This window comes from Tardiphaga sp. vice154, assembly GCF_007018645.1.
Classification (GTDB): Bacteria; Pseudomonadota; Alphaproteobacteria; order Rhizobiales; family Xanthobacteraceae; genus Tardiphaga.
Window position 1 is genome coordinate 4,783,837 of record NZ_CP041399.1, and the last position, 18,246, is coordinate 4,802,082.

Annotated in this window: 21 protein-coding genes; 9 read left to right on the top strand and 12 right to left on the bottom strand. The window is 64.3% G+C overall.

Going from position 1 to position 18,246, the window contains the following annotated elements; all coding sequences use genetic code 11:
- Positions 1-211: 211 nt before the first annotated feature.
- The 4 genes from purE (at position 212) to FIU28_RS22500 (ending at position 3,068) form a co-directional block, all read left to right on the top strand.
- Complete coding sequence (gene purE, locus FIU28_RS22485) at positions 212-697, top strand: 5-(carboxyamino)imidazole ribonucleotide mutase (RefSeq protein ID WP_143575327.1); 486 nt, start codon at positions 212-214, stop codon at positions 695-697.
- On the top strand, positions 694-1,797 hold the full coding sequence (locus FIU28_RS22490) for a 5-(carboxyamino)imidazole ribonucleotide synthase (protein WP_143575328.1): 1,104 nt from the start codon (positions 694-696) through the stop codon (positions 1,795-1,797). Before purE ends, FIU28_RS22490 begins: the two co-directional genes overlap by 4 nt.
- A 188-nt stretch (positions 1,798-1,985) precedes the next feature.
- Positions 1,986-2,294 carry a 30S ribosomal protein S21 gene (gene rpsU / locus FIU28_RS22495; RefSeq protein ID WP_143575329.1) on the top strand — a complete coding sequence of 103 codons (309 nt, stop codon included), beginning with the start codon at positions 1,986-1,988 and terminating at the stop codon, positions 2,292-2,294.
- A 123-nt stretch (positions 2,295-2,417) separates the two neighbouring features.
- The gene (locus FIU28_RS22500; protein ID WP_143575330.1) at positions 2,418-3,068 is read left to right on the top strand and encodes a tetratricopeptide repeat protein; all 651 of its coding nucleotides are present in this window, start codon (positions 2,418-2,420) and stop codon (positions 3,066-3,068) included.
- Between the two features lie 12 nt (positions 3,069-3,080).
- On the opposite strand, the gene FIU28_RS22505 is transcribed toward FIU28_RS22500, so the two are convergent.
- The 3 genes from FIU28_RS22505 to FIU28_RS22515 form a co-directional block, all read right to left on the bottom strand.
- On the bottom strand, positions 3,081-3,911 hold the full coding sequence (locus FIU28_RS22505) for a hypothetical protein (RefSeq protein WP_246660774.1): 831 nt from the start codon (positions 3,909-3,911) through the stop codon (positions 3,081-3,083).
- A gap of 138 nt (positions 3,912-4,049) precedes the next feature.
- Positions 4,050-4,337: a cupin domain-containing protein gene (locus FIU28_RS22510; RefSeq protein WP_143575331.1), complete on the bottom strand. Its 288-nt coding sequence runs from the start codon at positions 4,335-4,337 to the stop codon at positions 4,050-4,052.
- Positions 4,338-4,355: 18 nt separating this feature from the next.
- Positions 4,356-5,450: a calcium:proton antiporter gene (locus tag FIU28_RS22515; RefSeq protein WP_143575332.1), complete on the bottom strand. Its 1,095-nt coding sequence runs from the start codon at positions 5,448-5,450 to the stop codon at positions 4,356-4,358.
- 156 nt (positions 5,451-5,606) lie between these two features.
- Between FIU28_RS22515 and FIU28_RS22520 the strand changes: the two genes are divergently transcribed.
- Positions 5,607-5,999, top strand: coding sequence for a VOC family protein (locus tag FIU28_RS22520; RefSeq protein WP_143575333.1), 393 nt, complete (start codon positions 5,607-5,609; stop codon positions 5,997-5,999).
- A gap of 281 nt (positions 6,000-6,280) precedes the next feature.
- Here FIU28_RS22520 and FIU28_RS22525 read toward each other — a convergent pair whose 3' ends face one another.
- The 9 genes from FIU28_RS22525 to FIU28_RS22565 all read right to left on the bottom strand — a co-directional run bounded on the left by FIU28_RS22525 (position 6,281) and on the right by FIU28_RS22565 (position 12,918).
- Positions 6,281-7,687, bottom strand: coding sequence for an NAD(P)(+) transhydrogenase (Re/Si-specific) subunit beta (locus tag FIU28_RS22525; protein ID WP_143575334.1), 1,407 nt, complete (start codon positions 7,685-7,687; stop codon positions 6,281-6,283).
- Between the two features lie 10 nt (positions 7,688-7,697).
- Complete coding sequence (locus FIU28_RS22530) at positions 7,698-8,012, bottom strand: proton-translocating transhydrogenase family protein (RefSeq protein ID WP_143575335.1); 315 nt, start codon at positions 8,010-8,012, stop codon at positions 7,698-7,700.
- An 11-nt stretch (positions 8,013-8,023) separates the two neighbouring features.
- Positions 8,024-9,154 carry a Re/Si-specific NAD(P)(+) transhydrogenase subunit alpha gene (locus tag FIU28_RS22535; RefSeq protein WP_143575336.1) on the bottom strand — a complete coding sequence of 377 codons (1,131 nt, stop codon included), beginning with the start codon at positions 9,152-9,154 and terminating at the stop codon, positions 8,024-8,026.
- A gap of 78 nt (positions 9,155-9,232) precedes the next feature.
- Complete coding sequence (locus FIU28_RS22540; RefSeq protein WP_143575337.1) at positions 9,233-9,385, bottom strand: aa3-type cytochrome c oxidase subunit IV; 153 nt, start codon at positions 9,383-9,385, stop codon at positions 9,233-9,235.
- A gap of 105 nt (positions 9,386-9,490) precedes the next feature.
- Positions 9,491-9,880: a type II toxin-antitoxin system death-on-curing family toxin gene (locus tag FIU28_RS22545; protein WP_143575338.1), complete on the bottom strand. Its 390-nt coding sequence runs from the start codon at positions 9,878-9,880 to the stop codon at positions 9,491-9,493.
- 12 nt (positions 9,881-9,892) lie between these two features.
- The gene (locus FIU28_RS22550) at positions 9,893-10,117 is read right to left on the bottom strand and encodes an AbrB/MazE/SpoVT family DNA-binding domain-containing protein (protein WP_143576347.1); all 225 of its coding nucleotides are present in this window, start codon (positions 10,115-10,117) and stop codon (positions 9,893-9,895) included.
- A 92-nt stretch (positions 10,118-10,209) separates the two neighbouring features.
- Positions 10,210-12,114 (bottom strand): M3 family oligoendopeptidase, encoded by a 1,905-nt coding sequence (locus FIU28_RS22555; protein WP_143575339.1) that lies wholly within the window; start codon positions 12,112-12,114, stop codon positions 10,210-10,212.
- 40 nt (positions 12,115-12,154) lie between these two features.
- Complete coding sequence (locus FIU28_RS22560) at positions 12,155-12,589, bottom strand: hypothetical protein (protein WP_143575340.1); 435 nt, start codon at positions 12,587-12,589, stop codon at positions 12,155-12,157.
- A complete protein-coding gene (locus tag FIU28_RS22565) occupies positions 12,586-12,918 on the bottom strand; it encodes a helix-turn-helix domain-containing protein (protein WP_143575341.1) in 333 nt (110 codons plus the stop codon). The genes FIU28_RS22560 and FIU28_RS22565 overlap by 4 nt, the downstream gene beginning before the upstream one ends.
- Before the next feature lie 98 nt (positions 12,919-13,016).
- Between FIU28_RS22565 and FIU28_RS22570 the strand changes: the two genes are divergently transcribed.
- The 4 genes from FIU28_RS22570 (at position 13,017) to FIU28_RS22585 (ending at position 18,144) form a co-directional block, all read left to right on the top strand.
- The gene (locus FIU28_RS22570) at positions 13,017-13,352 is read left to right on the top strand and encodes a hypothetical protein (RefSeq protein WP_143575342.1); all 336 of its coding nucleotides are present in this window, start codon (positions 13,017-13,019) and stop codon (positions 13,350-13,352) included.
- Between the two features lie 113 nt (positions 13,353-13,465).
- Positions 13,466-14,116 (top strand): TerC family protein, encoded by a 651-nt coding sequence (locus FIU28_RS22575; protein ID WP_143575343.1) that lies wholly within the window; start codon positions 13,466-13,468, stop codon positions 14,114-14,116.
- An 86-nt stretch (positions 14,117-14,202) separates the two neighbouring features.
- The gene (locus tag FIU28_RS22580; RefSeq protein WP_143575344.1) at positions 14,203-15,705 is read left to right on the top strand and encodes a sigma-54-dependent transcriptional regulator; all 1,503 of its coding nucleotides are present in this window, start codon (positions 14,203-14,205) and stop codon (positions 15,703-15,705) included.
- Positions 15,706-16,005: 300 nt separating this feature from the next.
- The gene (locus tag FIU28_RS22585; protein ID WP_143575345.1) at positions 16,006-18,144 is read left to right on the top strand and encodes a L,D-transpeptidase family protein; all 2,139 of its coding nucleotides are present in this window, start codon (positions 16,006-16,008) and stop codon (positions 18,142-18,144) included.
- Positions 18,145-18,246 lie beyond the last annotated feature (102 nt).

An 18,246-nucleotide genomic window follows, 5' to 3' on the forward strand; every position in this document is an offset into this window, starting at 1 on the left:
CCGATTTGGCCGGGGATCGCGGCGTTTTACCGACCCGGACCGGGCGAATAGCCCGCTTCCGCGCGGGTGGGGGTTTCTTTTTCATGGGGTTTGCTACAAGACTTGGGCGTCTTCACCAAGACTGCATCATCTTGACGACGCACCTTGCCTGGCAAGGGGCGACACCTGTATTTCCAGCCTATCTTTCTGGATTCGCGAAAGAAATCACGGAATGCCCGCCGTCACCATCATCATGGGAAGCCAGTCCGACTGGGACACCATGCGCCACGCGGCCGAGACGCTCGAAACGCTCGGCATCGCGTGCGACAAGCAGATCGTCTCCGCACACCGCACCCCCGAGCGGCTGTACAGCTTTGCCAAAGGCGCCAAGGCCGCCGGCGTGCAGATCATCATCGCGGGTGCCGGCGGTGCAGCGCACCTGCCCGGCATGGCCGCGGCGCTGACCGAGCTGCCGGTGTTCGGCGTGCCGATCCAGTCCAAGGCGCTGTCCGGCGTCGATTCGCTGTATTCGATCGTGCAGATGCCGGCCGGCATCCCGGTCGGCACGCTGGCGATCGGCAAGGCCGGCGCCATCAATGCAGCCTTGCTCGCCGCTGCCGTGCTGGCGCTGCATGACGACGCACTCGCCGGCCGACTCAAGGCCTGGCGTCAGGCACAGACCGATGCGGTCGCCCTTCGCCCAGAGGAAAAAGCGTGACCACTCCCCCCTTCAAGAAGCTGAAGCCCGGCGACACCATCGGCATCCTCGGCGGCGGCCAGCTCGGCCGCATGCTCGCGTTGGCCGCCAGCCGGCTCGGCCTGCGCTGCGAGGTATTCTCGCCGGATCCGGATTCGCCGGCCTTCGACGTGGTGCAGCACGCGACTTGTGCCGAATATGCCGACGTCGAGGCGCTCGAACTGTTCGCCAATGATTGCGACGTCATCACCTATGAATTCGAGAACGTGCCCACAGCCACCGCGATGATTCTTGCCGCACGCCGCCCGGTGCAGCCGGCACAGGCGATCCTGAGCACGACGCAGGACCGGCTGATCGAAAAGGATTTCATCACGGGGCTGGGCATCGGGACCGCGGCCTATGCCGACGTGTCGTCGGCCGAAACCCTGCGCGCCGCGGTCGAAACCATCGGCCTGCCCGCGGTGATCAAGACCCGCCGCTTCGGCTATGACGGCAAGGGCCAGACGATGATCCGGGCCGGCGACGACCTCGACCAGGTCTGGGAAGCCCTCGCCACCAAATCGGCGATCCTCGAGGCGTTCGTACCGTTCGAGCGCGAGATTTCGGTGATCGCCGCGCGCGGCGTCGATGGCCAGGTCGAATGTTTCGACGTCACCCAGAACGAGCACCGCGACCATATCCTGAAATTCTCCTACGCCCCCGCCGACGTCTCGGACGAACTCGCCGCCACGGCGCGCGGCATCGCCGAGAAGATCGCCGGCGCGCTCGATTATGTCGGCGTGCTCGCCGTCGAACTGTTCGTGGTGGCGAGCCCCGAGGGCACCATCCTGCTGGTCAACGAGATCGCGCCGCGCGTTCACAATTCCGGGCACTGGACGCTGGACGGCGCCTCGGTATCGCAGTTCGAGCAACACATCCGCGCCATCGCCGGCTGGCCGCTGGCCAAGCCGGTGCGCCACGGCCAGGTCACCATGACCAATTTGATCGGCGACGACATCCTGACCTACGAGAACTGGATGACGGTCCCCGGCGCCACGGTGCATCTGTACGGCAAGGGCGCGCCGAAACCGGGCCGCAAGATGGGCCACGTCACCGAAGTGACCCGACCGGGCGGCAAATAGCGGGGCTTTGCTGGAAAAGCCCAGCAAATCTGCGATTTTTCGTGCGTCAGGCGGGAAAACTGAGCGTTGGCAAGGTGGACATTCCGGATTCCATCTGGTACATCCGGCGCCTTGAAGTTGAGGACATGGCCCTCGTCGGTCCTTTGCTTTACCCGAATTCCAATCCGATCAATTGAAGAGGATGCCGCGTGCAGGTTCTCGTTCGCGATAATAATGTCGATCAGGCTCTCAAGGCGCTCAAGAAGAAGATGCAGCGTGAGGGTATTTTCCGCGAGATGAAGCTCCGCGGTCATTACGAGAAGCCGTCTGAGAAGAAGGCCCGCGAGAAGGCCGAAGCCGTGCGCCGTGCGCGCAAGCTGGCCCGCAAGAAGCTGCAGCGCGAAGGCCTGCTGCCGATGAAGCCGAAGCCGGTATTCGGTGCTGGTCCCGGTGGCGACCGTGGTGGGCGCCCGGGCGCCGCTGGTGCCGGTGCTGGTGCCCCGCGCACGCCGCGCTGAACTATCGCGCAGGTTCTGAATTGAATAACGCGGGTCCTCGGGCCCGCGTTTTTTTGACCGGGTGCAATTGTTCGCTTGCCGGGCTACCAATACGGGCAGATCGCCACGCGAGATTTGGCATCCATGGCATTATTGGTTGGCGAACCGATCCTGCGCCGTTCTCTGACGCTGGCCGCCGTGCTTGCGACGGGCTTCTGCTGCGCTGCCTGTTCGTTCGATATCGGATCGCTGACGCCGGGCTCCGGCAAGGACGCAACTCCGCAGACCACGCAGCCGGTCGCAACAGAGACGGCCGCCGCGGGCACCAATCCCCGCGAATCCCAGATCCACGCCGCGCGCGCCCAGACGCTGGCGCAGGCCGGCAAGACGGCGGAAGCCCTCGCCGAATTCAACGAGGCGCTGGATCTCGATCCGCACAATGCTAAAACGTTCTACCAGCGCGGCCTGCTCTACCAGGCCGAAAAGCAGCATGAACTGGCGGTCGCCGATTTCACCTCCGCCAACGGCCTGACGCCGCAGCAGGCCGATCCCTTGCTAGGCCGTGCGACCAGCTACCTGGCGCTTGGTAAGGCCAAGGAAGCCACGGTGGATCTCGACGAGGCCGTGCAGGCCTGGCCGCAGAACGGCCAGCTGTGGGTCATCCGGGGCGCCGCCTATGAGAAACTTGGCGACAAAGACAAGGCCGCGGATTCCTACAGCCGGGCGCTGCTGCTGCGCCCGAAGGACGAAGCCGCAAGGAGCGGCCTCGCGCGCACCGGGGGCCGCGCGGGCTGAGTTCTCTTCGCGTTACCGGTCGAACTGCTTGGGAATCACCGAGTGAAACACCGACTTCGCGGCGGACAGCACGTCTTCGGCGACATTGGTGCGTTCGCCGCGGTTCGACCTGGCCGAATCGGCCTGCAGATCTAGCGGCGGTGGCGACGGAATATCGCCGGGCGGCACCGGCCCGCGGGAATCGGCATTCCGATCGGCGGCATAGGGCGGACGCGACGGAGTGGAGCCGTAGCTTTCGATCGGCGGCGTTGAGACGTTGATCGGCGGCGGCAGCTGCTGCAGCGTCTGCGGCGCCGGCACGCTGCGCGCGGCTTCCTGCACATGCGAGGGCTCGGTCGGCTTGGCCGCCTCCTGCACGACCGGTTGGGCCTCCCTGGTGGTGCGCAACCGCTCGATCGCGGCGCGCGCCAGCTCATTGGCGTCGCGGCGCTCCTCCGGCGTCGGGGAGGCAGCCGGTGCGATGCTGACGGTGGCCACCGGCGGCGTCACGACAGCTGGCGTCGCCTTGGCGACCGGCTTATCCCGGATCACCGGCTGATGCCGGCCAGGATTTGGCGCACTGGCGCTGTCTTTCTCGGATTTGTCGATACTGGCCTTCTCTACCCTGGGCTTGCCAGCCGGCACGGCCGGCGCGCCCACGATGTCGGCGGACTTCTCGGCCGGGCTGGCGACGGCGGCCTTGCTGTCGATCGCCGCATCCGGCGTCGAGGCCACGGAAGCGGCCGGCTTGTCGGCATCGTTCTTCGGATTGATGTAGTGCGTGACAATATACGCGCCCACAATGGTCGCGATGATCGACGGCAAAATGTCGATCGTAAACTTGGAAATGTACTTCATGATCATTGGATGGCCTCTTCCCCATCCGGTTGATGCGGGAACTTTGAGGCTGATTCAGGGATCAATCACGACGGATCGGAGGCAGCTACCGGTCCGTCGTGCAAATTTGCGTCAGAGCTGGCTGACAGCAGCGGCGGGCTGCAATCAGGCCTTCTTCACCTCGACTTCGAGAAAGACGATTTCATGGTCCGTCTCATTGAGCACGTCATGTTCGACGCCGGCCTTGCGGAAATACGATTTTCCCGTGGTGATCGGCGCCTGCGTGCGGCTGCCGTCCGGATGCACGATCGTCATCACGCTCGTGGTGATCGGAACGATCACATAGTCCATGCCATGGGTGTGGTGCCCGGTCGCGGCCCCCGGCGCGAGGCGCCATTCGGTGACGCGAACTTCGGCGGTGTCCTGCTGGACGTCTGACTGGGCAGCGAGCATCAACGTTTCCTTCGATCGTTACGGCACAAATACCACGAGCAGGAATACCGCAAACACCAGCAGATGCACCATGCCGAACAGGATATTCGTCACGCCCGTGGCGAAGGTCAGCATGCTGATCGCGAATGTCATCACCAGCAGCACCATCTCGCGCGGGGCGAGACCGAGCACCAGCGGCTTATCGAGCAGCCAGGCCACCAGTGCCACCGCCGGGACGGTCAGACTGATCGTCGCCAGTGCGGAGCCCAACGACAGGTTGATACTTTTCTGCAGCTGGTTGTGGCGTGCCGCGGAGATCGCCGCGACGCTCTCCGGCAACAGCACCAGCAGCGCGACGACGATGCCGGCGAAGGCCGGCGGCGCGCCGATCGCGGCGGCGCCGGCGTCCACCACCACCGAGAACGATTTCGCCAGCAGCACGACGGCCACCAGCGAGACCACCAGCAGAATGGCGCTGATCGTGAGAACGCGGCCCGACGCGGGCACGGACTCATCGTCGCCATCATCGTCGCTGGAAATGAAGTAGTCCCGGTGCAGCATCGTCTGCGTGTAGAGAAACAGGCCATATAGAACCAGCGTGATGACGCTGACGAAGGCAAGCTGCAGGGCGGAGTACAGCGGGCCCGGCGTAGTCAGCGTGTAGTTCGGCAGGATCAGCGAAATGGTGGCGAGCACGATCAGCACGATCAAGTAGACCTTGGCGCCGCTGACCTGGAATATCTGCTCCTGAAAGCGCAGACCGCCCGCCAGGATGCAAAGACCCACCAGGCCGTTGCAGACGATCATGACGACGGCAAACACCGTGTCCCGCGCCAGGGTGGGCACGGCCTTGTCGCCCAGCATGATCGTGGCGATGACCGCGACCTCGATGATGATCACCGACAAGGTGAGCAGCAGCGTGCCATAGGGCTCGCCAATCTTCTGCGCAATGACTTCGGCATGGTGGACCGCCGCAAACACCGTGCCGAACAGAATGATCAGCAGCACCACGGCGAACGCCATTCCCGAAACGGACGGCGTGAACGTCAATCCGAATCCGGTCGATACGGCGACGAACACGGCGGCCAGCGCAGGAAACAGCCATGACGACCGCGGGATCGTGTTCATCGACATCGTTGAGGATCCGGGAAGCAAGAGAGGGAGTGACGCACACCAACGCGAAACCGGGCCATCGGTTGCTCAGCCCGGTCTGGCGCTTCGCCAGGCCGCCCTTCATGCGTATAAGAAGCAATCACCTCAAGGTGAGCCTGCACAAACGAAGGGAATGCCATGTTTTCACATATTATGATCGGGACCAACGATCTCGAAGCCGGAAAGTCGTTTTATGACCGACTGCTTGGCACGCTGGACGTGCCGAACGGTGCGGTCGATCGCCACAGGGTGTTTTATCGCACCAAGACCGGCACCTTTTCGGTGTCGAAGCCGATCGACGGCAATCCGGCCACCCCGGCCAACGGCGGCACCATCGGATTTGCCGCGGCGTCGACCGCGCAGGTCGATGCCTGGCATGCCGCCGGCATCGCCAATGGCGGAACGACCTGCGAGGATGCGCCGGGTGTGCGCGACATGGGCGGCGTGAAGCTCTACCTCGCTTACCTGCGCGATCCCGACGGCAACAAGCTCTGTGCGCTGTACCGCATGCCGAAGGATGCCGCGGCGTAAGGCGACTGCCCCTGCCACGACACCTTGCGCACATCGACGCTCAGGTCACCTCTCCCCAGCGGGGAGAGATCGGCTCGCATCGCCAGATGCGAGCCGGGTGAGGGTCTTGTTTGGGTCGATGATTCGTAACCCCTCACCCGGATCGCTCGCTTCGCTCCCGATCCGACCTCTCCCTCCGGGAGAGGTGCCGAGTGCCGCCGCTCGATCCGCGATAAGGATCAAACAAAAACGCCCGGTCTCGCGACCGGGCGTTTCGTATTGGGCTTGTGAAGAGCCTAGCTCTACATCGCCTTGACGATGTTCTCCGTCATCTTCTTGGCGTCGCCGAGCAGCATCATGGTGTTGTCGCGGTAGAACAGCGGGTTGTCGATGCCGGCATAGCCAGACGCCAGCGAACGCTTGATGAACATCACGGTACCGGCCTTCCAGACCTGCAGCACCGGCATGCCGTAGATCGGCGAGGTCTTATCGTCCTCGGCGGCCGGATTGGTCACGTCGTTGGCGCCGATCACGAAGGCGACGTCGGCCTGCGCGAATTCCGAGTTGATGTCCTCGAGCTCGAACACCTCGTCATAGGGCACGTTGGCTTCGGCCAGCAGCACGTTCATGTGGCCGGGCATGCGGCCGGCGACCGGATGGATGGCGTACTTCACCTCGACGCCTTCGGCCTTCAGCTTGTCGGCCATTTCGCGCAAAGCGTGCTGCGCCTGCGCCACCGCCATGCCGTAACCGGGCACGATGATGACCTTCTGCGCGTTCTTCATGATGAAGGCCGCGTCATCCGCCGAGCCGAGCTTGACCGGGCGCGCTTCGCCACCGGCACCCGCGCCGGCCGCAGCGGTTTCACCACCGAAGCCGCCGAGGATCACCGAGATGAAGCTGCGGTTCATGGCGTGACACATAATGTAGGACAGGATCGCGCCGCTTGATCCGACCAGCGCGCCGGTGATGATCAGCGCGGAATTGCCGAGCGTGAAGCCGATGCCCGCCGCGGCCCAGCCCGAGTAAGAGTTCAGCATCGAGATCACGACCGGCATGTCGGCACCGCCGATCGGGATGATCAGCAAGGCACCAAGTGCGAGTGCGATGATCACGATCAGCCAGAAATCCAGCGCGCTGCTGGTCTTGACCAGGCCGACGATGAACACGACCAGCAGGATCGCCAGCACGATGTTGATGATGTGGCGGAACGGCAAGATGATCGGCGAGCCCGACATGCGGCCGGAGAGTTTCGCGAAGGCGATCACCGAACCGGTGAAGGTCAGCGCGCCGATGGCGACGCCGAGCGACATTTCGATCAGGCTGGCGCCGACGATCTTGCCGGTGACCGGATCGAGGATGCCAAACGCTTCCGGGGCATAAAACGCGCCCGCCGCGACCAGCACCGCGGCCATGCCGACCAGCGAGTGGAAGGCGGCGACCAGTTCGGGCATCGAGGTCATCGGCACGCGTCGGGCGATCACCGCGCCGATGCTGCCGCCGATGGCGATGCCGAGGACGACGAGAACCCAGCCGAGCGCGTCGGCCGGCGGGTGCGCGGCCAGCGTGGTGACCACCGCGATGACCATGCCGGCCATGCCGAGGAAGTTGCCCTGGCGGGAGGACGCCGGGCTGGACAGCCCGCGCAGCGACAGAATGAACAGGACGCCTGCGACGAGGTACAGGACGGCGGCGAGATTGGCGTTCATCGGGTGGCCCTTACTTCTTTTTCTTCTGGTACATCGCCAGCATGCGCTGCGTGACCAGGAACCCACCGAAAATATTGACGCATGCAAAAATCAACGCGACGAAGCCGAACAGCCGCGCCCAGACGCCGCCGCTGCCGACCATGTTGACGCCGACCGCCAGGAGGGCGCCGACCACGATCACCGAGGAGATCGCGTTGGTGACCGACATCAGCGGCGTATGCAGCGCGGGTGTCACCGACCACACCACGAAATAGCCGACGAACACGGCGAGCACGAAAATCGAAAGCTGAAAGACGAAAGGGCTGACCAGCGAGGCGTGATCCATGGCGATTGTCCTCAAACAGTTTTTGGCTGGAAATTCGGATGGATGACGGCGCCGTCCTTCGTCAAGGCGGTGGCCTTGACCAGTTCGTCGTCCCAGTTCACCGCGAGCGCCTTGGTCGATTTGTCGATCATGGTCTCGATGAAGGCGAACAGGTTGCGCGCATACAGGCTGGAAGCCGAGGCCGCGACGCGACCGGCGACATTGGTGTAGCCGACGATCTTGACGCCGCCCACGTCGGCGACTTCGCCGGCGCGCGCGCCCTCGATGTTGCCGCCGCGCTCGACGGCGAGATCGACCAGCACCGAGCCGGGCTTCATCGAGGCCACCATCTCGGCGGTGACCAGACGCGGCGCGGGCCGGCCGGGGATCAGCGCCGTGGTGATGATGATGTCCTGCTTCTTGATATGCTCGGCGGTCAGCGCGGCCTGCTTGGCCTGATATTCCTTGGACATTTCCTTGGCGTAGCCGCCGGCGGTCTGCGCGTTCTTGAATTCCTCGTCTTCCACCGCGAGGAATTTGGCGCCCAGCGACTCGACCTGCTCTTTCGTGGCAGGCCGCACGTCGGTGGCGGTGACCACGGCGCCGAGCCGGCGCGCGGTGGCGATCGCCTGCAGGCCGGCGACGCCGACGCCCATCACGAACACCTTGGCCGCGGGAATCGTGCCGGCCGCCGTCATCATCATCGGGAAGGCGCGGCCGAACGATTCGGCGGCCTCGATCACGGCGCGGTAGCCGGCGAGGTTGGCCTGCGAGGACAGCACGTCCATCACCTGCGCGCGGGTGATGCGCGGCATCAATTCCATCGCAAAGCTGGACACGCCGGCCTCGGCCATCGCCTGCAGCGCGGCCTCGTTGCCGTAGGGGTCCATGATCGCGACCACCAGCGCGCCGCGCTTGTAGGTCGCCAGTTCGGCCGCCTCGGGGCGCTTCACCTTGATGACGATATCGGCGTCCTTGACCGCATCGGCCTCGATGGTCGCGCCCATCGCGGTGTAGTCCGAATCCGGCATGCCGGACTTCAGGCCGGCACCCGGCTCGATGGCGACATCGACGCCCAGCGCCTTGAACTTCTTCACCGTGTCGGGCGAGATCGCCACGCGCGGCTCGGCAGCGTCGATTTCCTTGGCAACGGCAATCTTCATGGGGCCTCCGGCGGCGCAATGCGCGCGCGCGAGCAAATCAGGCGACGGCGCCGCGGGCGCGACGCAACCGGCGATGGATCAGACGAGGAAAATGTACATGCCCAGCACGATGGCGACGACGCCGATGGTGCCGTACTTCACCAGGGCGATGAAGCCTTCATAGGTCTGCTCATGGGCAGGATAGTCGTTGCCGTCGGCGGCGGTGTAGGCGATTTCGCTATGGTCAGCCATGGGACGTCTCCAGCCGGTATAAATTGTTGCCTTGGAATTAGCTCAATTGGCAAAGCAGGGCAACAATGCTGGCATGCCACGGCGATCATTGCATACCGCACTGCATCATGCCGGCCAGTTATCCCGGATCCAGCGTGTAAGGCTCTCCTCGCTCACTTCGCCGGCAGCGAGGGAGAGGATGATGGAGGTCGCTTGCGCGGGATCTGGATCGAACTGGATGCAGTTCTTCACCAAAAATATCCGCAGGCTCAGAAACGCGATCCGCTTGTTGCCATCGACGAAAGCATGGTTCTTCGCCAGCCCATAGGCATAGGCCGCTGCCAACTCCGCTAGTTCAGCTTGTTCGTATTGCCATTTGTTGATCGGGCGATCGAGCGCCGATCGCAGCATGCCCTCGTCCCGCAACCCAGGCGCACCGCCAAAACGGCGCAGTTGCGCGCCATGAATAGCAATCGCCTGCTCATAGGTAATCCAGCGCGGCTCCTTCTGGTCCATGTGACGCCCCGATCATTTTGCAAGCGCTGCGAGCGTGTCCCGGTATTGGTCCATCGTCTGGTCGGCAATCTTCATCGTCTCTTCGAAGTCAGGGTCGTATGGCATCAACTGCAAGCCACCGCCCGCCAACTCCGTCACATGGAGCTCCTGCCCCCGCTTGAGGTCGAGCCGCTGCATCAATTCCTTGGGCAGTAGCAGGCCGTCGGAATTGCCGATCTTCTTGATTTCAATTTTCATCGTCATACTGGCCGTCCCAAAGAAAAGGATGCGTTATACAATTGTATAACGCATCCTTTCACGATGTTCAACAGATGTAATACGAGATTTAGCTACCCCATCGCCTCCAGCTCATCGATCATCCCGGAGATCACCGACAGCCCGCCGTCCCAGAAGGTCGGGTCCTTGGCGTCGAGCCCGAATGGCATCAGCAGTTCGGAATAATGCTTGGTGCCGCCGGCGGCGAGCATCGCCAGATAGCGTTCGGCAAAGCCCTCCTGGGCGTTCTCGTAGACGGCATAGAGTGAGTTCACCAGGCAATCGCCGAACGCATAGGCGTAGACGTAGAACGGCGAATGGATGAAGTGCGGGATGTACACCCAGAAGCTCTCGTAGCCCGGCTTGATCTCGATCGCCGGCCCGAGGCTTTCCTGCTGCACACTCAGCCAGATCTCGCCGATCCGCTCGGCGGTCAATTCACCGCTCCGGCGTTCGGTGTGGATGGCGCGCTCGAAGGAATAGAACGCGATCTGCCGCACCACGGTGTTGATCATGTCCTCGACCTTGCCGGCCAGCAGCGCCTGGCGCTGCTTCGCATTCTTCGTCTGCGACAATAGCCGCTTGAAGGTCAGCATTTCGCCGAATACGGACGCCGTCTCGGCCAGCGTCAGCGGCGTCGGCGCCATCAGCGCGCCGTTCTTCGCGGCCAGCACCTGATGCACGCCGTGGCCGAGTTCATGCGCCAGCGTCATCACGTCGCGCGGCTTGCCCTGGTAGTTCATCAGCACATAGGGATGCGCCGACGGCGTGGTCGGATGCGAGAACGCGCCCGGCGCCTTGCCGGGCCGCACCGAGGCGTCGATCCAGCGGTCGGTGAAGAAGCGCTTGGCGATCGCCGACATCTCCGGCGAGAACGCCGTATAGGCGGTCAGCACCATGTCCTGCGCCTCGGCCCAGGGGATGTTGCCGGTGGCGGCGAAGGGCAGCGGCGCATTGCGGTCCCAGTGCGCCAGCTTCTTCTTGCCGAACCAGCGCGCCTTCAATGCGTAGTAGCGATGCGACAGCTTCGGATAGGCGGCGCGCACCGAGCTTACCAGCGCATCGACCACTTCGCGCTCGACGCGGTTGGAAAGGTGGCGGGAATCTGCGACGTCTTCGAAGCCGCGCCAGCGGTCGGAGATTTCCTTGTCCTTGGCGAGCGTGTTGGTGATCAGCGCAAAGGTGCGCTCGTTGGCCTTGAAGGTTTTTGCCAGCGCCTGCGCCGCCGCCTTGCGCTTGGCAGGCTGACGGTCCTGCAGCAGGGTCAGGGTCGGCTCGATCGCCTGATCCTTGCCGGCCACCTTGAAGCGCAGGCCCGAGATGGTCTGGTCGAACAATCGGTTGAAGGCGCCGTAGCCGGTCTGGGATTTTTCGTGGAACAGCTGCTCGACGCGGTCCTCGAGCTGGTACGGCTTGTCCTTGCGGCTGTCCTCGATCCACGGCCGGTAGTGGCCAAGTTCCGGCGTCTGCATCGCCTCTTCGATCACGGCGTCGTCTACGCGGTTCAGTTCGAGCCCGAAGAACAGCAGGTGCACCGAGGCCGCGGTGAGGCGTTCGGAAATGTCGCCGTAGAATTTCGAGATTGCCGGGTCGACGCTGTCGCCGGCATGGATCAGCCCGGCATAGGAGGCCAGCCGTCCGGCAAGATCGTCGATCGCCTCATAGCGCTTCACCGCACCCGCCAGCCAGGCACCACCGCCGGCCTTGGCCGTCTCGGTCGCCAGCCTGCCCTTGAAGTCGGCCTCGAACGAGGCGCAGTCCGCGTCGATCCGGTCGAGATCCCGCGCGATCTCAGGGGCATCGATCGCCGAATAGAGATCCGCCAGATTCCACTCCGGCAGCTTCGCCGGCTTCGCCCTGGCCGCAGCCTTTGGCGAGGATTTCGCCGCCGACTTGCTGGCGGCCTTGCCGGCCGTTTTCGTGGCCACAACGGGCTTGCGGGCTACTTTGGTCGTGCGGGCGGGGGCAGATTTCGACATCGCAGATTTCGACATGGGCACTTTCAGTTTGGCATCGTCGTCACACGAAGGCGGTCAATTGCGGCGTCAACTGCGCCAGCAATTCCTCGCTTTCGCCGAGCAAGGGCTCGACGCGATCGTGGATCGCAGCGCGAATCGTACACCACACCACAACGACGCGCCCCACAAGTGACCAGCGCGTGATGCGCAGCGCGGATCTGGCGTGCATCGCCACCAGCAGCAGGCTGCGGTGCTCGAACAGCAGCCGGCCATTGCCGTCCTCCAGGATGTAGCGTCCGCCGACCCGCGACACACAGAGTTCGCAGGCCTGGTCGGGGCGCGGTGCCAGGAGATACAGCTGCGCGTCGCCCATTTCGGTGAGGCCGGTGTCCCACTCGCCGTCACGCAGGCGGCCTAGCGCGCCTTCGACGACGTTCAATTCGGCCTCGCTCCAGGCCCCGGCGATGGATGGGCGCTCAAAGGGGATGACGGTCATTTTTCTGATGTCCCGAACAGCAGCCGATGCAGTTCCGGCTCGTAATAAATCAGCAGGTGTTTGGCGAAGGCGGCGGGCTCGAGCCCCAGATGCATCGCCCAGGCCTGCATCAGGTCGGTCGGAACCCGGCTGAAGCCGTTCTCCACCTGCGAGATGAAGGTATAATATTTGAGGGCGAGCCGGGCCGCGAGATCGACCTGCGACAGGCCGGCCTCGGCGCGCTTCTGCTTGAGCCAGTCGCCGGCCTGCTTGCGCAGCATCCTGGCTTCCGGAACCGGCTTGGCCGGCTCGGCCGCGGCAAACTTCGCTTGCTTCTTACGTAGTTTCATGATTACGAAACTATCCAGTTTGAATTGATCCAACCGACGACTAGTCGTAGCATGATCGGCGTGCTGCGTGAACGCCGCCGGACGCGACGAGATGCAGCATGGCCTTCCTGGACCGCAGCCCCCTCGCAGATCCACCGGTCGCTTCGACCGGACGGCCGATGCAGCTTTTCGCGGCGGTTCTGCTGGTCACACTGATGGCGGCGCTGGCGTTGCGCGCGATGCTGCCGCTCGACGCCTTGGCACCGGCCGTAGCCACGCTGCTGTTTGCGATCGCCGCCACGACGGCTGGTATCACCATGCTTTGCCGGCGCGATGTTCGTCCCCTGTGGTACGATGTAGCAGGCGTGCTGACCTTTGTTGGCGTCGCCATCACACTTCTGATAGAGCCTGAGCAGATAGTCCGGCTTGTTTGCTTTTCGGAGCAACCCGACTAACCACCATCCCGCCAACGCGACGCGTTGCGCCTATCACGTCCAGGCCCGGGCCCCTCTGGCAGTTCATACGAGCTGTGATGTCGGACTGGACGTTTCAAAACGGAGCGGCCCCAATGACTGAACTTTTTTCCTCTGATGCATTAGCGGCGCTGTTGCAGGTCATCATGATCGACCTCGTGCTGGCCGGCGACAACGCGATTGTGATCGGCCTCGCCGCCGCCGGCCTGCCCAAGGAGCAGCGCGGCCGTGCGATCCTGATCGGCATCATCGCCGCCACCGTGCTCCGCATCGGTTTCGCCAGCGTCACGGTGCAACTCCTGCAGATCATCGGCCTGCTGCTCGCCGGCGGCGTGCTGCTGCTGTGGGTGTGCTGGAAGATGTGGCGCGAGCTGCGAGCCGGCCACGAGCACGACATCGACGCGTTGGACAACCAGCTCAATGCCGACGGCACGCCGACCGGTCCGCGCAAGACGCTCGGCCAGGCGATCTGGCAGATCACGCTGGCCGACGTCTCGATGTCGCTGGACAACGTGCTCGCCGTGGCCGGTGCCGCGCGCGACCACCCCAACGTCCTGATCTTCGGCCTCGTGCTGTCGATCGCCTTGATGGGCCTCGCCGCCAGCTTCATCGCCAAGCTGCTGCAGAACCATCGCTGGATCGCCTATGTCGGCCTCGCCATCATTCTTTATGTGGCCGGCGACATGATCTATCGCGGTGCGCTCGAAGTGTGGCCCCACGCCACAGCGAGCCTTTCGGCCCGCTGACCGGCGACGTCGCAACGTTATGAAAGCTTTAAGGCTTTCATCGCCATGGTGCTCCAATTCGGGACAATTCCCGCTTTGGAGTATCTATGGCCGAACGTATCCTCGTCGCCGATGATGACGCCGTGCAGCGGCGTCTTGTCGAGAACATGGTGCAGCGCTGCGGTTACGACGTCGTCGTGGTCGATTCCGGCGACGCTGCCATGGCGCGGCTGACCGACAGCGACGCGCCCGCGATCGACGCCGTGGTGCTCGATCTGGTGATGCCCGGCCTCGACGGCATGGGCGTCCTGACCAAGATCCGCGACGCCGGCCTGAACGTTCCCGTCATCGTGCAGACGGCGCATGGCGGCATCGACAATGTGGTGTCGGCGATGCGCGCCGGCGCGCATGATTTCGTGGTCAAGCCGGTCGGCGTCGAGCGGCTGCAGGTGTCGTTGCGCAACGCACTCAACGCCAGTGCGCTGAAGGGCGAATTGCAGCGCATCAAGCACAGCCGCGAAGGCCGGTTGACGTTCCGGGACATCATTACCCGCTCGGCCGCCATGGACGCGGTGCTGCGCACCTCGCGCAAGGCGGCCAGCTCCACCATTCCGGTGCTGATCGAAGGCGAATCCGGCGTCGGCAAGGAACTGTTCGCGCGCGCCATCCATGGCTCCGGCGAGCGCAGCAGCAAGCCGTTCGTCGCGGTCAATTGCGGCGCGATCCCCGACAACCTCGTCGAGTCCATCCTGTTCGGCCATGAGAAGGGCTCGTTCACCGGCGCTACCGAACGCCACCTCGGCAAGTTCGTCGAGGCCTCCGGCGGCACGCTGTTTCTCGACGAGGTCAGCGAGCTGCCGCTCGCCGCGCAGGTCAAGCTGCTGCGCGCGTTGCAGGAAGGCTCGGTGGAAGCCGTCGGCGGTCGCCGGCCGGTCAAGGTCGACGTCCGCATCATCTCGGCAACCAACCGCAAGCTGCTCGATCGCGTCAAGGGCGGCCATTTTCGCGAGGACCTGTTCTACCGCCTGCACGTTTTGCCGGTCACGATCCCGCCGCTGCGCGCGCGCCGCGAGGACATCCCGCATCTGCTGCGGCATTTCCTCGCCCGCTTCTGCGCCGAGGAAAACCGCCACATCACCGGCATCTCCGGCGAGGCGATGACCCGGCTGGCGCAACTGGAATGGCCCGGCAACATCCGCCAGCTTGAGAATGTGATCTACCGCGCCGTGGTGATGAGCGAAGGCGACCAGCTCGGCCTCGACGATTTTCCGCATGCCGCGGCCCACGCCCCCTCGATCGCAGAACAGCCAAGCGAGGCGCTGCTGATGGAGCCGGCTTTCACCTCCGCGCCTGCGATTGCGCCAGGTGGCGAGACGACGCCCTTCCCGCCGTGGCCGGCTGGCAGCCTGGGCATGCTGACGCAATCGGGCGAGGTTCGCCCGCTGGAGGAGATCGAGTCCGAGATCATTCGCTTTGCGATTGCGCATTACCGCGGCCAGATGTCGGAAGTCGCACGCCGGCTCAAGATCGGCCGCTCGACCTTATACCGCAAGCTCGACGAAGCGGCCGCGAAGGAGGCCGCGAGTCTCGAATCGGAAGGAACTGACTGACGCGCCGCAGCTGCACGATGGAGCATGGACGGCGCCGCAACGGGAACCAAAACCGTGGCGGCGCAGTGACACAGCGACCAAAAGCGCCCGTCAAAACGGCGTAATTCGTTGCAAAAGAGACGTATTGAAGTCAGTTTGTTGCTAGCACCTTGAACAGCCCCGGTCGCTCGTACCGGGCGTGTATCGTCTGCGTGGGAATCGTGGCGTGCGGACTGATAGCGCGGGCGCTTCAGCAGAATTCGATGAATCAGACGACCGATGCTGGTCCATGCCGGGCAGCTTCAGCCAAGAGGTACGAGAATGCGTGACTACTCGAATCGCCGCTCCGGATTTGACCGCGTCTTGATGGCGGTCGCCGCGACGTTCCTGACAGTCTCCGCCGGCGCCGCTTTCGCGCAGTCTCCCTCGCCGCGCGACAGCGTGTCCGAGCTCGCCATCGACGCCGCCGTGCCGAAGCCCGAACCCGTCGATATCGCGCCGCCGACCGCGAGCGACTTCAAGGCCGACCCCACCGCGTCTGTACCTGACGCAGCGAAAGCTCTGGACACCACCGTCGGCGCGACTTCGCCCGACATGCTTAAGCCAGCCGACACGGCGGTCGCGCCGACACCGGCCGCATCGCCCGCCCCGGTCACGGCGACAACCCCTGCCGCGGTGCCGGCTGCCGAACCCGTCAAGGAACAGGCCAGGGACGTCACCACGCCCGCGACCACCGTCGCCGCCTCCGAACAGCCGGTCGCCGAGAAGCTTCGCGAACTGCTCGGCGCCAAAGCCTCGAAGCTGTTCGACCGCAAGGGCGAGCGCGCCGCGGTCGAGAAGTTCTATACCGCGCGCAACTATGCGCCGCTGTGGACCCAGAACGGCATGCCGACCGCGACCGCCAAAAGCGTGATGGCGCGCCTCAAGGACGCCGGCTCCGACGGCCTCAACGCGGCCGATTACCCGGCCCCTGATTTCACCCTTGCCAACACGCCGGACTCGCTGGCCGAGGCCGAGCTGAAGCTCACCGCCAACATGCTGGATTATGCCCGCCAGGCGCAGAGCGGCCGCATGCACTGGTCGCAGATTTCCGGCGATATTGCCTTCCCCGAACACCCTGTCGATCCGGCCGAGGTGCTGGCCAACGTTTCCACCGCGAAGGACGCCTCCGCGGCGCTGGCCGGCTACAACCCGCCCCACAAGGCCTATCGCGAACTGAAGAAAAAGCTGGCCGAACTGCGCGGCGAAACCGGCCTGCCCGTGCAGCCGGTGGCCGAAGGCCCGGCGCTGAAATTCGTCAAGCCGACCAAGAAGCAGAGCGTGGCGGTGATGGAAGATCCGCGCGTGCCGCAGCTTCGCGCCCGGCTCAATGTCGAGAATCCCGACGACACCAAGTATGACGCCGCGGTCGCCGACGCCGTGCGCAAGTTTCAGGCGAGCAGCGACCTGAAGGTCACCGGCGTGCTGGATGACGCCACCGTGCGCGCCATGAACACGCCGAAGCGCGACCGTCACATCGACACGCTGATCGTCAACATGGAGCGCTGGCGCTGGCTGCCGCGCCAGCTCGGCGCGCCGGCGGCCGGCAACGCCTATGTGATGCTCAACATTCCCGACTTCACGCTGAAGGTGATGCATAACGACCAGCAGGCCTGGACCACGCGCGTCGTGGTCGGCAAGGTCGGCAACCACGCGACGCCCCTGATGGTCGAGACGATGAAGTACATCACCGTCAACCCGACCTGGAACGTGCCGCCCTCGATCATCTACAACGAATACCTGCCGGCTCTGCAGCAGGACCCCACCGTGCTCGACCGCATGGGCCTGAAGCTGACGCGTAACCGCGACGGCAGCATTCACATCGCGCAGCCGCCCGGCGAGGCCAATGCGCTCGGCCGCATCCGTTTCAACTTCCCGAACAAGTTCCTCGTCTATCAGCACGACACCCCGGACAAGAACCTGTTCTCGCGCGATGTCCGCGCCTTCAGCCACGGCTGCATGCGCGTGCAGAACCCGGACCAGTATGCCGCGGTGCTGCTGAACATCACGATGCCGAATGAGCGTTACACGCCGGAGAAGATCCGCTCGATGTACGGCCGCAGCGAGATCGACCTTAAATTCCCGACGCCGATCCCGGTCAACATCACCTACCAGACCACCTGGGTCGACGACGCCGGCAAGCTGCAGACCCGCCCCGACATCTATGGCCGCGACGCCCAGATGCTGTCGATCCTGCGTAATTCCAAGGGCAAGGACCTCGAGAGCGTCGTCGCCAAGGCGCAGCCGAGCTATTCGCGTCCCCGCGCCGATATCCCGCAGGGCGTGGCGTTCAATGACAACGGCCGCAGCACCACGGCCAGCGCCGGCGGCGGCCTATCGTTCTTCGAGCGGCTGTTCGGCGAGCCCAGCCCGCCGCCGATGGCGCCGGGCCAGCGGCCACGCCGCACCGTCACCCGCTAAAACAGCCAATACTCTGTAACATCAAGGGCTTCGCAGGTTTGCGGAGCCCTTTTTGGTGACTACCCCCAGTACCAAAGTTAACCATTCTCCATCTGCCTTTCA